We start from the raw sequence: 12,098 nt of genomic DNA, 5'->3' as shown, positions 1-12,098 counted from the left end.
CCCCACGCGCCCGCCTCCAGCTCGTCCGCGCCGTCCGCGACGCAGGCCTGCCCTGCGGCGTCATGGTCGCGCCCGTCATGCCGTGGCTCACCGACAGCACGGAGCACCTCGACGCGCTGCTCGGCGCCCTCGCCGACGCCGGCGCGTCCGGCGTCACGATCCTGCCCCTGCACCTGCGCGGACCCGTCAAGCCCCTGTTCCTCGGCTGGCTCGCCCGCTACCGGCCCGCGCTCGTCCCCCGCTACGAGGAGCTCTACGGCTCCCGCGCCTACGCGCCCGACGCCTACGGGCGGTGGCTGCGCGACCGGGTCGCCCCCCTGCTCGAGCGGCACGGCTTCGGCGACCGCTCCGGCCACCGCGCGGGCCGCACCGCACCCGAGCGCGAGGGCGCGTACCCGGTCGGCTCGATGCCCGCCGCGACCCCCGACGTCGCCGCCCCCGCAATGGCCCAGCCGACGCTCTTCTGAGGGCACCGGCCGGCCCGCCCGTGGCGCACCGCCCACGCAACCGGCGACGGCGATGCCGTGCGCCGTCCGGGGGTCCGGGACGGAAATGCCCGGGCGGCGGGTGCGCTCGCGGCCACTAGGATCGTGCGGGTGCCCCGTCGGGCGCACCCCACCCGTCCTCGAGCGAAGGAACACCCGTGCTCCGCACCCACCAGGCCGGCTCGCTGCGAGCCGCGCACGTCGGCACCACCGTCACCCTCACGGGCTGGGTGGACCGGCGGCGCGATCACGGCGGCGTGGCGTTCGTGGACCTGCGGGACGCGTCCGGCATCGCCCAGGTCGTCATCCGGGACGAGGCCGTCGCGCACGGCCTGCGCGCCGAGTACGTGCTGCAGGTGACCGGCGAGGTCGGCCGGCGCCCGGAGGGCAACGAGAACGCCCAGCTCGCCACGGGCGAGGTCGAGCTCGTCGCGCACGAGGTCGTCGTCCTCAACGAGGCCGCCCCGCTGCCGTTCCAGGTGTCGTCGTCGCTCGACGAGACCGTCGGCGAGGAGGCGCGCCTCAAGCACCGCTACCTCGACCTGCGCCGCCCCGCGCCGTCGCGCGCGCTCCGCCTGCGCGCCAAGGTCAACCAGGCCGCGCGCGCCGTGCTCGACGCGCAGGACTTCGTCGAGGTCGAGACGCCCACCCTCACGCGCTCGACCCCCGAGGGCGCGCGCGACTTCCTCGTGCCCGCGCGGCTCGCGCCGGGCTCCTGGTACGCCCTGCCGCAGTCCCCGCAGCTCTTCAAGCAGCTGCTCATGGTCGCCGGGCTCGAGCGGTACTACCAGATCGCCCGCTGCTACCGCGACGAGGACTTCCGCGCCGACCGGCAGCCCGAGTTCACGCAGCTCGACGTCGAGATGAGCTTCGTCGAGCAGGACGACGTCATCGCGCTCGCGGAGCAGATCCTCGTCGCGCTGTGGCGCCTGATCGACGTCGAGCTGCCCACGCCGATCCGCCGCATGACGTTCGCGGACGCGATGGCGCGGTACGGCTCCGACAAGCCGGACCTGCGGTTCGGCCTGGAGCTCGTCGAGCTCACCGACTACTTCCGCGAGACGCCGTTCCGGGTCTTCCAGGCGCCCTACGTCGGTGCGGTCGTCCAGCCGGGCGGCGGCAGCACGCCGCGCCGCGGGTTCGACGCGTGGCAGGACTGGGCCAAGCAGCGCGGCGCCAAGGGCCTCGCGTACGTGACGGTCGGCGAGGACGGCGAGCTCGGTGGTCCTGTCGCGAAGAACATCACCGAGGCGGAGCGGGCGGGGCTCGTCGCCGCGACCGGTGCGTCGCCCGGCGACGCGATCTTCTTCGCCGCGGGCAAGGCGACCGAGGCACGCGCGCTTCTCGGTGCCGCACGCCTCGAGATCGGCCGCCGCGGGGGACTGGTCGACGAGAAGGCGTGGGAGTTCGTCTGGGTCGTCGACGCGCCGCTGTTCAAGCCCACGGGCGAGGACGACGACGTCGCGGTCGGCGGTGGCGCCTGGACGGCCGTGCACCACGCGTTCACGTCCCCGACGCCGCAGTGGGTCGACACGTTCGAGCAGGACCCCGGCGCGGCGCTCGCGTACGCGTACGACATCGTCTGCAACGGCAACGAGATCGGTGGCGGCTCGATCCGTATCCACCGCCGCGACGTGCAGGAGCGCGTGTTCGAGGTCATGGGCATCGGCCCGGAGGAGGCCCAGGAGAAGTTCGGCTTCCTGCTCGACGCGTTCCAGTTCGGCGCCCCGCCGCACGGCGGGATCGCGTTCGGCTGGGACCGGATCGTCGCGCTGCTCACCGGTGCCGAGTCGATCCGTGAGGTCATCGCGTTCCCGAAGTCCGGCGGCGGCTTCGACCCGCTGACGGCCGCGCCGGCACCGATCACGCCCGAGCAGCGCCGCGAGGCGGGCGTCGACGCGAAGCCCAAGGCACCCACGGCGCCGACGGCCCCGCAGCCGGAGGCGTGAGCACTCTTCTCGACCGGCTCCCCGCCCGGTGGCGCGCCGCACGCGTGCTGCAGGGCGGGGACGCCCGGTGGGACACCGCCGAGGCGGTCGAGCGCGACGGGGCGCTGCTGCTCGCGGCGCCCTCGGACCACGGTCCGAGCCTGCTCGTGCTCGGTGACCCCGTCGCGGCCGGGCGTCTGCTGACGTCGGTCGTCGACGGACGTGCCGCGCACGACGGCCCGCTGTCCCGTGCGGGGTTCGTCGACCGGGCACGGTGGCTCAGCATGGTGCGCGGCACCGTCCCGACGCTCGCGACCCTGGCCGTGCTCGGGCTCGAGCCGTTCTCGACGTGGGACTGGCTCGCCGCCGACCGCAGCCCGGCTCCGCACCCGGGGGAGGGTGCCGTGACGCGTCTCGACCCGCACCGCGACGCCGCGGCGATCCGCGCGTGCCTGGCCGACGCCAACCCCGGCACGAGCGCCGACCCGACCGCGCACGGCGAGGCCGGCTGGTGGGGCGTGCCCGGGCCGGACGGCCTGCGGGGCGTCGTGGGCGCCTCGCTCCGCGGCGGTGGCGACGTCCCGGTGTCGTGGCACCTGCACGGTCTCGGTGTGCGACCGGAGGCGCGGGGTGCCGGGACGGGCTCCGCGCTGACCACGGCGGTGCTGCGTGCCGGCCTGCGCGAGGGGGCGCAGTTCGTGTCCCTCGGCATGTACGCAGACAACGACCGCGCCCGGCGCATCTACACGCGGCTCGGGTTCCGCACCGAGGCCGAGCTCGCGTCCTACGGGCCCGCCGGAGCGGACCGGCCCGCGCCCTGAGCGCCGTCAGTGGTGCAGCGGCAGCCGCTCGTGCACCCGGCGCAGGACGCGCGGCGCCCACCAGTTCGCGCGGCCCAGCACCGTCATCGTCGCCGGGACGAGGAACAGCCGGACGAGGGTCGCGTCGATGAGGACCGCCACCGCGAGGGCGAACCCGACCTCCTTGATGACGAGCAGCTTGCCGGCGACGAAACCCGCGAACACGACGATGACGATCGCCGCGGCCGACGTGATGATCCGCCCCGAGCGCTGCAGGCCCAGGCGGACCGCCTCGTCGTTGCTGCGCCCGGCGTCCACGAGCTCCTTGATCCGGGACAGCAGGAAGACCTCGTAGTCCATGGCGAGCCCGAACGCGAACGCGACGACGAGCGCCACGACGTACGTCTCGATGCCGCCCGTCGGGATGAAGTCGAGGACGCCCGTGAGGTGACCGTCCTGGAACACCCACACGAGCACCCCGAGCGACGCCGCCAGAGACAGCGTGTTGGTCAGGAGCGCCTTGACCGGCACGACCACCGACCCCGTCATGAGGAACAGCAGCAGCAGCGTCGCGACCGCGACGATCCCGGCCGCCACAAGCGCACGCTCCGCGACGGACGCGGTGAAGTCGATCTGGCTCGCCGCCTGCCCCGTGACCCACGTCGTGAAGCCCGGGTCGAGGTCGCGGACCTCCTCGACGACCGACCGCGCCACGGCGTCGCCCGGGTCGTCGGTGTCCGGGCGGACCCCGACCACGACGTACGGGCCGACCGCGCTCGGCGGGTCGACGCTCGCGACACCCTCGAGGCCCTCGAGCTCCGCCGCCCACGCGGTGGCCTCCTCGAGGCTCGCCTCCGCCACGACCGTCACGCCCGGCGTGGTCGCCGCGGGGTAGCTCTCCCGCAGCACCTCCACGTACTCGCGCTGCGTCGACCCCATGGGCAGCAGCTCCGTCGTGGAGTTCCGCAGCTCGATGCGCGTCAGGGGGACCGCGAGCAGGCCCAGCAGCGCGAGCGACCCGAGCAGCACCCACCACGGGTGCCGCTGCACGCGCGACGCGAGCGCCGAGAACGCCCCCTCCTCCTTCTGCACGTCCGCGGTCCGCGCCAGGATCGCCCGCAGCCCCGGGATCCTCGACAGGACGCTGGGACGCACCAGGCGGCGTCCGAAGATCGCCAGCAGCGCCGGGACCAGCGTGAGAGCCGTGAGCAGGGCGACCACGATCACCGCGACCCCCGCCGCGCCGAACGCCCGCAGGATCGGCGGCCGGAACACCAGCAGGCCCGAGATCGCGATCGCCACGATCAGCGCCGAGAACGTCACCGTGCGGCCCGCGGTCGACATCGTCCGCTCCACCGCCGCGAGCACCGCGCCGTCCCCCCGACGCCGCCGGCTCGACGCGCCCCCGTCGTCGTCGACCAGGTGGTGCAGCTCCTCCCGGAACCGCGACACGATGAGCAGGCCGTAGTCGATCGACAGGCCCAGCCCGAGGACCGTCACCACGTTGACCACCGACGAGTCGAGGTCCAGCACGTAGGAGAACGCGAGCAGCGCCGCGAGCCCGCCCGCGATCGACGCGATCGCGCCCGCCATCGGGATGCCCGCCGCGAGGAACCCGCCGAAGACCAGCACCATGACCAGCAGCGCGATCGGCAGCGCGATCGTCTCGCCCGTGCGCAGGTCCGTCTCGACCTGCTCCGTGATCGCGTCGATGATCAACGCCGTCCCGCCGACGATCCCGCTCGCCTCCGGCGCCACGGCACCGAGCTCGCCGGGCACCGCGCGCAGCGACGCGACCACCTCGTCGTGGACCGTCGCCTCCTGCGCCCCCGGCAGGTCAGGCTCCAGCTCGACCACCACCAGGAAGCCGTCGCCGTCGCGCGCCACCAGCGGCGCGGCCGCCGGGTTCGTCGCCCCGCCCGGCAGTGCCAGCGGGTCGATGACCGACGCCACCCCCTCGATCCCCGCCAGGTCGTCGCGCAACGGCGCGAACGCCGCCACCAGCTCCGGGTCAGCCGGGTCCACCCCGCTCACCGCGAGCGTCACCGACGGCCCCGTCGTCGAGGACTCCTGCAGGATGTCCTGCCCCACCGCGCTCTCCGAGCCCGGGACCGACGGCGCTCCCGTCGACAGCCGGTCGAACAGGTTCTCCCCGTGCACCCCCAGCACGGCCAGCGCGTACCCCGCCACGGCGAGGACGAGCCACACGACGACGGTCAGGCGCGGGTGGTGGGCGACGACGCGACCCAGGCGGGCGAACACGCGGGTCATCGTCGCAGGTGCGGCGCCGTCCGCGCACGCGCGGCCGCGTCCGCCCGCAGCCGGACCCCGTCACCGCGTGCGCGGCGCGTCGGCGGCCGTGCGTACCCTGCCCGCATGGACCTGTTCGACTCCGCGACCGCGACCGCGGCCGGGGTACCCGCCGTCGCCGCCGGCGCACCCCTCGCGGTCCGCATGCGGCCCCGCTCGCTCGACGAGGTCGCCGGCCAGGAGCACCTCCTCGCCGCCGGGTCGCCCCTGCGACGCCTCGTCGAGCCCCCGAACGACGCCGCCCGCCGCGCCGCACCGTCCTCCGTCGTCCTGTGGGGTCCCCCCGGCACCGGCAAGACCACCCTCGCCTACCTCGTCGCCACCACCTCCGGCCGTCGCTTCGTCGAGCTGTCCGCCGTCACCGCCGGCGTCAAGGACGTCCGCGCCGTCATCGACGACGCCCGACGCCGCCTCGCGACCGACGGCGGCGAGACCGTCCTGTTCGTCGACGAGGTGCACCGCTTCACCAAGGCCCAGCAGGACGCCCTGCTGCCCAGCGTCGAGAACCGCTGGGTCACCCTCGTCGCCGCCACCACCGAGAACCCCTCGTTCTCCGTCAACTCACCCCTGCTGTCCCGCTCCCTGCTCCTCACCCTCCAGCCCCTCGGCACCGACGACGTCCGCCGCCTCGTACGCCGCGCCGTCGACGACGCACGCGGCCTCGACGGCGCCGTCACCCTCGCCGAGGACGCCGAGGAGCACCTCCTGCGCCTCGCCGGAGGCGACGCCCGCAAGGCCCTCACCATCCTCGAGGCCGCCGCCGGCGCCGCCCTCTCCGGCCCCGTGCCCGACGCCGACGACGGCCCCGTCCTCGTCGACCTGCCCACCGTCGAGCGCGCCATCGACACCGCCGCCGTCCGCTACGACCGCGACGGCGACCAGCACTACGACGTCATCAGCGCCTTCATCAAGTCCATGCGCGGCTCCGACGTCGACGCCGCCCTGCACTACCTCGCCCGCATGGTCGCCGCGGGCGAGGACCCCCGCTTCATCGCGCGCCGCATCGTCATCGCCGCCGCCGAGGACGTCGGCATGGCCGACCCCAGCGCCCTGCAGACCGCCGTCGCCGCCGCCCAGGCCGTCCAGATGATCGGCATGCCCGAAGGACGCATCGTGCTCGCCGAGGCCGTCGTGCACGTCGCGACCGCCCCCAAGTCCAACGCGTCCTACAACGGGATCAACGCGGCGCTCGCGGACGTGCAGGCGGGCCGGATCGGCTCGGTGCCGCTGCACCTGCGCGACGCGCACTACCCGGGTGCGCGGACGCTCGGCCACGGCGCGGGGTACGTGTACGCGCACGACGCCCCGCACGGCGTCGCCGCGCAGCAGTACCTGCCCGACGAGCTGGTGGGGTCGCGGTACTACACGCCGACGGACCGCGGGTTCGAGCGGAACGTCACCGAGCGGCTGGACCGGATCCGCACGATCCTGCCGTGACCCCTCGGCTGCGGGCCGACGACGGGGCGTGCACAGCGGGGCGATTGGGGTCGGGACCGGCCGCTGGGGTAGAGTTGCCGAGTTCGTCCGCGGTGACGTGTGCCCCGATGTGCCCCTGGCGCGTCCGGCACGCCCGTCACGGACACTCCTGGGGCCTCAGCCAACCGTCGCAGCACCGCTCTCGCAGCAGCGCTCCGCGACGACCACAGGTCGGCCCCACCCCGCCGGAAGACCTTCCGACTGCGGGTGTGATCGAGCAACGACAGGAAGTACCTCTGTGACCAGTGTGACCCGTTCGCGCCGCCAGGTCCGCCTGAGCCGCGCCCTCGGCCTGGCCCTCACGCCGAAGGCCGTCAAGCACTTCGAGAAGCGTCCCTACCCGCCCGGTGAGCACGGTCGTGCCCGTCGCCGCACCGAGTCGGACTACGCGGTGCGTCTGCGCGAGAAGCAGCGTCTGCGTGCGCAGTACGCGCTGCGCGAGAAGCAGCTCGCCCGCGCCTACGAGGACGCCCGCAAGGCCCCGGGCCTGACCGGTGAGGCCCTCGTCGAGAACCTCGAGACGCGTCTCGACGCGCTCGTCCTGCGCTCGGGCTTCGCCCGCACGATCCTGCAGGCCCGCCAGGCCGTGACGCACCGTCACATCCTCGTGGACGGCAAGATCGTCGACCGCCCGTCGTTCCGCGTGAAGCCCGGCCAGACCCTCCAGGTCAAGCCGAAGAGCCAGGCCACGACGCCGTTCCAGGTCGCCGCCGCCGGCGCCCACCGCGACGTCCTGCCGGCCGTCCCGGGCTACCTCGACGTCCAGCTCGAGAAGCTGAGCACCGTCCTCGTCCGCGCCCCCAAGCGCGCCGAGGTCCCGGTGACCTGCGAGGTCCAGCTCGTCGTCGAGTACTACGCGCGCTGACACCGCTCCACCGCGAAGGCCCCGCTGCGCTGCTGCGCACGCGGGGCCTTCGTGTCCCGGGCGCGCGGAAAGCCTCGCGGGCCGGGCAGGCAACCACGGGTAGGGTTTCGGCGGGTCGTTCGACCCCGGACGAGGAGGACGAGCATGTCGGTGGGTGACGTCGCGGGTCTCATCGCCGCGATCGCGTTCGTGCTGCTCGTCGGGCTGCTGGCCGTGCCGCTGCTCAAGCTCGGCCGGGTGCTCGACGAGACGCGCGACTCCGTCAAGGAGCTCACCGAGCACACCGTGCCGGTGCTCGACGAGACGGCCACGCTCGTGGCGTCGTCGAACGTGCAGCTCGAGCACATCGACACCGTGACGACGGCCGCGGCGCAGGTCTCGGAGAACGTGTCCGCGCTCACGGCGCTGTTCGCGGCGACCGTCGGCGGGCCGATGATCAAGGTCGCGGCGTTCTCGTACGGCGTGCGACGTGCCCTGTCGGGCCTCGTCGCGGGTGCGGGCAAGGGCCGCTGATGCGCCGGCTGGTCTGGGTCGGTGTCGGCGTCGTCGTGACCGTCGTCGTGATCCGCCAGGGACGCCGCGTCGTCGAGGCGTACCTGCCGCCCGGCGCGACCGACGTCGTCGAGGGCGTCGGGCGCTTCCGCGGCGCGCTGGCCACGGCGCGGCGCGAGTTCGCCGCCGGGCTCGCCGAGCGCGAGCAGCAGCTGCGCCACGAGCTGGTCGGCGACGTCGACGTCGACGCGCTGCGCGCGCAGCGCCCGCAGCGGGTCGACGACCTGCGCCGGGCGTGGGACGCGCGGCGCGGGGGACCGGGTCGGGACGTCCCGCGCGAGTGGGGCGCGGGACCGACCGAGGACCCCGACGACGACGACGGCTACGCCTTCTTCTAGCCTGGCCGGACCGGCCGGGAACACGCGCCGCACGAGCGGGCGCTGCACCTGACACGACCACGTCCCGCACGGGACACCCGAAGCGACTCACGAGGACACCATGCGCACCGCCGAGATCCGCCAGCGTTGGCTCGACTACTTCGAGGGCCGGGGCCACACCGTGGTGCCGTCGGCCCCGCTGATCTCGCCGGACCCCTCGACGCTGTTCGTCATCGCCGGCATGGTGCCGTTCATCCCGTACATGCTCGGCGAGCAGACGGCCCCGTGGCCCCGCGCGACGAGCGTGCAGAAGTGCGTCCGGACCCTCGACATCGAGGAGGTCGGCAAGACCACCCGGCACGGCACCTTCTTCCAGATGAACGGCAACTTCTCCTTCGGCGACTACTTCAAGGAGGGGGCGATCACCTACGCGTGGGAGCTCGTCACCGGGTCGCAGGCGGACGGTGGCTACGGCTTCGACCCGGAGAAGATCTGGGTGACCGTCTTCCACGACGACGACGAGGCGGCCGCGCTGTGGAAGCGGATCGCGGGCCTGCCCGACGAGCGCATCCAGCGCCGGGGGATGAAGGACAACTTCTGGTCCACGGGTGCGCGCGGACCGGCGGGCCCGTGCTCGGAGATCTACGTCGACCGCGGCCCGGAGTTCGGCGCCGAGGGCGGGCCGGTCGTCGACGAGGACCGCTACGTCGAGATCTGGAACCTCGTGTTCATGCAGTACGAGCGCGGCGACGGGGGCGGCAAGGAGGACTTCCCGATCCTCGGCGACCTCAAGCAGAAGAACATCGACACCGGCATGGGCCTCGAGCGCGTCGCGTACCTGCTGCAGGGCGTCGGCAACATGTACGAGATCGACGAGGTCCGTCCCGTCATCGACGGCGCCGTGCAGATGTCCGGGCGTCGGTACGGCGCGAACCGCGACGACGACGTGCGCATGCGCGTCGTCGCCGACCACGTCCGCTCGGGTCTCATGCTCATGGGCGACGGCGTGACGCCGTCGAACGAGGGTCGCGGGTACGTCCTGCGCCGCCTGCTGCGCCGCTCGATCCGCGCGATGCGCCTGCTGGGCGTCGACGACCCCGCGCTGCCCGTCCTGCTGCCGATGAGCCGCGACGCGATGGGCGCGTCCTACCCGGAGCTCGTGCGGGACTTCGACCGCATCAGCCAGGTCGCGTACGCCGAGGAGGAGACGTTCCGCCGCACCCTCGCGGCCGGGACGACGATCCTCGACACCGCGGTGCAGGCCGTGAAGGGCAGCACCGTCCCGGTGCTCTCGGGCGACCAGGCCTTCGCGCTGCACGACACGTACGGCTTCCCGATCGACCTCACGCTCGAGATGGCGGCCGAGCAGGGCGTCTCCGTCGACGAGACGGCGTTCCGGACGCTCATGCAGGCGCAGCGCGAGCGGGCGCGTGCGGACGCCCTCGCCAAGCGGGCGGGTCGCGCCGACACCGCGGCGTACCAGGAGCTGCACTCGACGCTCAGCGAGCAGGCGGCCAAGCCCGTGCAGTTCGTCGGGTACACCGACTCCGAGGCGCGTGCGAAGGTCGTCGGCCTGCTCGTCGACGGCGTGCCGTCGCCCGCCGCGACGGCGCCGGCCGAGGTCGAGGTCGTCCTCGACGTCACGCCGTTCTACGCGGAGGCCGGCGGCCAGCAGGCCGACACCGGCGTCATCGTCCTCGACGGCGGTGCGCGGATCGAGGTCGACGACGTGCAGGCGCCCGTGAAGGGCCTGTCGGTGCACCACGGCCGGCTCGTCGACGGCACCGTCGCGTTCGGCGAGTCCGGTGTCGCGCGCATCGACATCGCGCGGCGCCGGGCGATCGCGCGTGCCCACACGGCCACGCACCTCGTCCACAAGGCGCTGCACGAGTCGGTGGGGGAGAGCGCGACCCAGGCGGGCTCGCTCAACGCGCCGAGCCGGCTGCGCTTCGACTTCCGCTCGCCGTCCGCGACGCCGTCCGAGGTCGTCGCGGAGATCGAGCAGCGCGTCAACGACCGCCTGCGCGACGACCTCGAGGTGACCGACTCGGTCATGCCGATCGACGAGGCGCGCGGCCGCGGCGCGATGGCGCTGTTCGGCGAGAAGTACGGCAACGAGGTGCGCGTCGTGAACATCGGCGACGGCTGGTCGCTCGAGCTGTGCGCGGGCACGCACGTCAAGCGGTCCGGCGAGCTCGGCCTCGTCACGCTGCTGTCCGAGTCGGCCATCGGGTCGGGCGTCCGCCGTGTCGACGCGCTCGTCGGCGCGGGCGCGTACGGGTACCAGGCGAAGGAGCGGGCCCTCGTCAGCCAGCTCTCCGGCCTGCTCGGGGCGCGTCCCGACGAGCTGTCGGAGCGCGTCTCGTCGCTGCTCGGCAAGCTCAAGGACTCCGAGAAGGAGCTCGCGGCGCTGCGCCAGGCGCAGGTCCTCGCGGCCGCCGGCTCGATCGCGGCGGGCGCGCAGGACGTCGACGGCACGCGCGTCGTGACGTACGACGCGGGCGAGGTGTCGGGCGACGACGTCCGCACCCTGGTGCTCGACGTGCGCTCGCGCCTCGGCGAGTCCGCGCCCGCGGTCGTCGCGGTCGGCGGCGTCACCAAGGGCCGTCCCGTCGTCGTCGTCGCGACCAACGCGGCCGCGCGTGCGGCGGGCGTGCGTGCGGGTGCGCTCGTGCGGACCGCGTCGGGCGTGCTCGGCGGCGGTGGCGGCGGCAAGGACGACCTCGCGCAGGGCGGCGGCACCGACGCGGCCCGGCTCGGCGACGCCCTCGCGTCCGTCGTCGACGGCGTCCGGGCCTGACGTGCCGGTCGACGACGTCGTCCGGGGCGCTCGCCTCGCGGTCGACGTCGGCTCCGTCCGGGTCGGCCTCGCGGCCAGCGACCCGGACGGGCTCGTCGCGACCCCGGTCGACACGCTGGCGCGGGACACCCCGGGCCGCAAGGAGCGGCGGACGCCGACCGACGTCGCGCGGATCGTGGACGAGGTGCGTGAACGCGGTGCAGCGGTCGTGTACGTCGGGCTGCCCCGCCACTTGTCGGGAGCCGAAGGTGCCGCATCTGCCGCCGCGCGCGCGTACGCTGTGGGACTGGCGCAGGCCGTCGCACCCGTCCCGGTGCGGCTGGTCGATGAGCGGATGAGCACGGTGACCGCACATCAGGCGCTGCAGGCGTCCGGCCGATCCGGGCGCCGCCACCGGCAGGTCGTCGACCAGGCGGCCGCGGTGGTGATCCTGCAGTACGCGCTGGACGCGGAACGTGCGACGGGGCGGCGTCCCGGGGAACCGGTCGACGTCGATCGATCACAGCACGAGCGTCCGGCGCACGGGGAGACTGCGGGCGACGGACGAGCGACGGTGGAGTGACGC

At 74.2% G+C, this 12,098-nt stretch carries 10 protein-coding genes; 9 read left to right on the top strand and 1 reads right to left on the bottom strand.

The genetic code is table 11. The features are described from left to right. From CBZ_RS13105 to CBZ_RS13095, 3 genes are all read left to right on the top strand, one after another. On the top strand, positions 1–467 hold a 467-nt coding region (locus CBZ_RS13105), incomplete at its 5' end, for an SPL family radical SAM protein (RefSeq protein ID WP_373862178.1). 176 nt (positions 468–643) lie between these two features. Beyond that, positions 644–2,434 (top strand): aspartate--tRNA ligase, encoded by a 1,791-nt coding sequence (gene aspS / locus CBZ_RS13100; protein WP_130781973.1) that lies wholly within the window; start codon positions 644–646, stop codon positions 2,432–2,434. After that, positions 2,431–3,234: a GNAT family N-acetyltransferase gene (locus tag CBZ_RS13095; RefSeq protein ID WP_130781972.1), complete on the top strand. Its 804-nt coding sequence runs from the start codon at positions 2,431–2,433 to the stop codon at positions 3,232–3,234. Before aspS ends, CBZ_RS13095 begins: the two co-directional genes overlap by 4 nt. 6 nt (positions 3,235–3,240) lie before the next feature. Here CBZ_RS13095 and CBZ_RS13090 read toward each other — a convergent pair whose 3' ends face one another. Continuing rightward, complete coding sequence (locus tag CBZ_RS13090; protein WP_130781971.1) at positions 3,241–5,484, bottom strand: MMPL family transporter; 2,244 nt, start codon at positions 5,482–5,484, stop codon at positions 3,241–3,243. Positions 5,485–5,589: 105 nt separating this feature from the next. On the opposite strand from CBZ_RS13090, the gene CBZ_RS13085 reads away from it, so the two are divergent. The 6 genes from CBZ_RS13085 to ruvX all read left to right on the top strand — a co-directional run bounded on the left by CBZ_RS13085 (position 5,590) and on the right by ruvX (position 12,095). Beyond that, a complete protein-coding gene (locus CBZ_RS13085; RefSeq protein ID WP_130781970.1) occupies positions 5,590–6,960 on the top strand; it encodes a replication-associated recombination protein A in 1,371 nt (456 codons plus the stop codon). 277 nt (positions 6,961–7,237) lie between these two features. Beyond that, a complete protein-coding gene (gene rpsD, locus CBZ_RS13080) occupies positions 7,238–7,864 on the top strand; it encodes a 30S ribosomal protein S4 (RefSeq protein ID WP_130781969.1) in 627 nt (208 codons plus the stop codon). 144 nt (positions 7,865–8,008) lie between these two features. Then, a complete protein-coding gene (locus CBZ_RS13075; protein ID WP_130781968.1) occupies positions 8,009–8,377 on the top strand; it encodes a DUF948 domain-containing protein in 369 nt (122 codons plus the stop codon). Further along, positions 8,377–8,754 carry a hypothetical protein gene (locus CBZ_RS13070; protein ID WP_130781967.1) on the top strand — a complete coding sequence of 126 codons (378 nt, stop codon included), beginning with the start codon at positions 8,377–8,379 and terminating at the stop codon, positions 8,752–8,754. The genes CBZ_RS13075 and CBZ_RS13070 overlap by 1 nt, the downstream gene beginning before the upstream one ends. Positions 8,755–8,854: 100 nt before the next feature. After that, a complete protein-coding gene (gene alaS / locus CBZ_RS13065; protein WP_130781966.1) occupies positions 8,855–11,533 on the top strand; it encodes an alanine--tRNA ligase in 2,679 nt (892 codons plus the stop codon). 1 nt (position 11,534) lies between these two features. After that, a complete protein-coding gene (ruvX, locus tag CBZ_RS13060; protein WP_130781965.1) occupies positions 11,535–12,095 on the top strand; it encodes a Holliday junction resolvase RuvX in 561 nt (186 codons plus the stop codon). The last annotated feature ends 3 nt before the right edge of the window (positions 12,096–12,098 follow it).

Origin of the sequence: Cellulomonas biazotea (assembly GCF_004306155.1) — a bacterium.
In the GTDB taxonomy this organism is placed as follows: domain Bacteria; phylum Actinomycetota; class Actinomycetes; order Actinomycetales; family Cellulomonadaceae; genus Cellulomonas; species Cellulomonas biazotea.
Note: the sequence above shows the minus strand (reverse complement) of the source record. Positions and strands in the feature narration are given on the sequence as shown.

Excerpts from the sequence above, each read along its gene's own strand:
- CBZ_RS13090 (WP_130781971.1), bottom strand. The coding sequence starts at position 5,484 with ATGACCCGCGTGTTCGCCCGCCTGGGTCGCGTCGTCGCCCACCACCCG.
- CBZ_RS13085 (WP_130781970.1), top strand. The coding sequence starts at position 5,590 with ATGGACCTGTTCGACTCCGCGACCGCGACCGCGGCCGGGGTACCCGCC.
- CBZ_RS13075 (WP_130781968.1), top strand. The coding sequence starts at position 8,009 with ATGTCGGTGGGTGACGTCGCGGGTCTCATCGCCGCGATCGCGTTCGTG.
- CBZ_RS13070 (WP_130781967.1), top strand. The coding sequence starts at position 8,377 with ATGCGCCGGCTGGTCTGGGTCGGTGTCGGCGTCGTCGTGACCGTCGTC.
- alaS (WP_130781966.1), top strand. The coding sequence starts at position 8,855 with ATGCGCACCGCCGAGATCCGCCAGCGTTGGCTCGACTACTTCGAGGGC.